We start from the raw sequence: 1190 nt of genomic DNA on the forward strand, positions 1-1190 counted from the left end.
CGCGCCGGCCTGCGCCGGCGCCGATGCGCGCGCCGAGGCCGACGCGGCCTGCGCCGCGTTCCTGCGCGGCAGCGACAAGGCCCGGTTGCAATGGCGGCTGGAGCGGCAACTGGCGCGGTTCGAGCGCGCGCCGCGCTTGCCGCTGCCGCAGCCATCGGAAAAATGATCCGTTCGTCGCGGTTTTTGCGAGTGCTCGATCAAGAACGCGCCTGCCGTGGGCGCACGTCTCCCCAAGGAGTCCGACCGATGCGCGCATCCTCTTCTGTGGCCCTGTGCCTGCTGCTGGCGGCCGCGCCGGCGTTGGCCGGCAACGACTTCTGCGACGGCGGCGGCAAGACCGCCGCCGCGGGCGCCGGCGAGGTTCCGCAAGATCCCGCCGGCGGCTCGTGCGAAGTCGACATGATCGTCACCGACCGTCCGCAAAGCAGCGACGACGCGTACTGGCGCATGCGCGACCTGCCCTTCACCCGGGCCAATGTCGATGTGCTCAAGGGCTCCGACGCCTGGCCGGAACTGCCGCTGGACCTGATGGAAGCGCACCTGCCGGGCGGTTACGCGTCCAAACAGGCGGTGCAGGGCCCGATCGATCCGCCGATCGGCGAACCGGGCGGCGCTTACGGCGAATCGACCTTCCTGGAATGGTCGTTCCGGCCCGAGGGCATCCGCTCGGACGCGCGCGTGCTGACGCTCAGCGCGCTCGCCGACGGCCGCGCGACCTATCTGCGCGTGGATTGGCTGGAACCGCCGCGGCCGGATTGGTCGTATGCCGATCCGGCCACGGCCCCGGCGCCGCAGACGCTGGACAGCCGGTTGGTGCGCCTGTACGCCGGCGGCGCCGCGTCGCCCCAGCGCATCACCTTGCTGCACGACGGCGCGTACGTGCGCGTCGGCCTCGGTCTGCCGGTGCGGCAATGGATCAGCTTCGCCTTGCCCGACCAGCGCTGGCTCCCGCAGCGCCTGCGCAACGGGCCGGTCAAAGGCTCGCCGCTGAGCCAAGGCATGGGCCTGCGCGTGGATTGGCCGTCGCTGAGACCCGGCACGCTCAATCGCGATGCGCAAGGCATCGCGAGGCCGCAACCCGATCCGGATCCGGCCACGCCGCGGCGGGACTGAGCGCCCGGCCGATCCGCGCGGCCGATCCCGCGCGGCTCGCGCCGACCGCGACTGCAGCGACGCCGCCGCGCCGGCCA

At 72.9% G+C, this 1190-nt stretch carries 1 protein-coding gene; it reads left to right on the forward strand.

Translation table 11 applies throughout. The features are described from left to right. The first annotated feature begins 246 nt into the window (after positions 1–246). The gene (locus A7A76_RS04230; RefSeq protein WP_206410026.1) at positions 247–1113 is read left to right on the forward strand and encodes a hypothetical protein; all 867 of its coding nucleotides are present in this window, start codon (positions 247–249) and stop codon (positions 1111–1113) included. The last annotated feature ends 77 nt before the right edge of the window (positions 1114–1190 follow it).

The sequence above is a fragment of the Lysobacter enzymogenes genome (assembly GCF_017168095.1).
In the GTDB taxonomy this organism is placed as follows: Bacteria; Pseudomonadota; Gammaproteobacteria; order Xanthomonadales; family Xanthomonadaceae; genus Lysobacter; species Lysobacter enzymogenes_D.

Bases quoted from the DNA above. Each gene is read 5' to 3' on its own strand.
- A7A76_RS04230 (WP_206410026.1), top strand. From the start codon at position 247: ATGCGCGCATCCTCTTCTGTGGCCCTGTGCCTGCTGCTGGCGGCCGCG.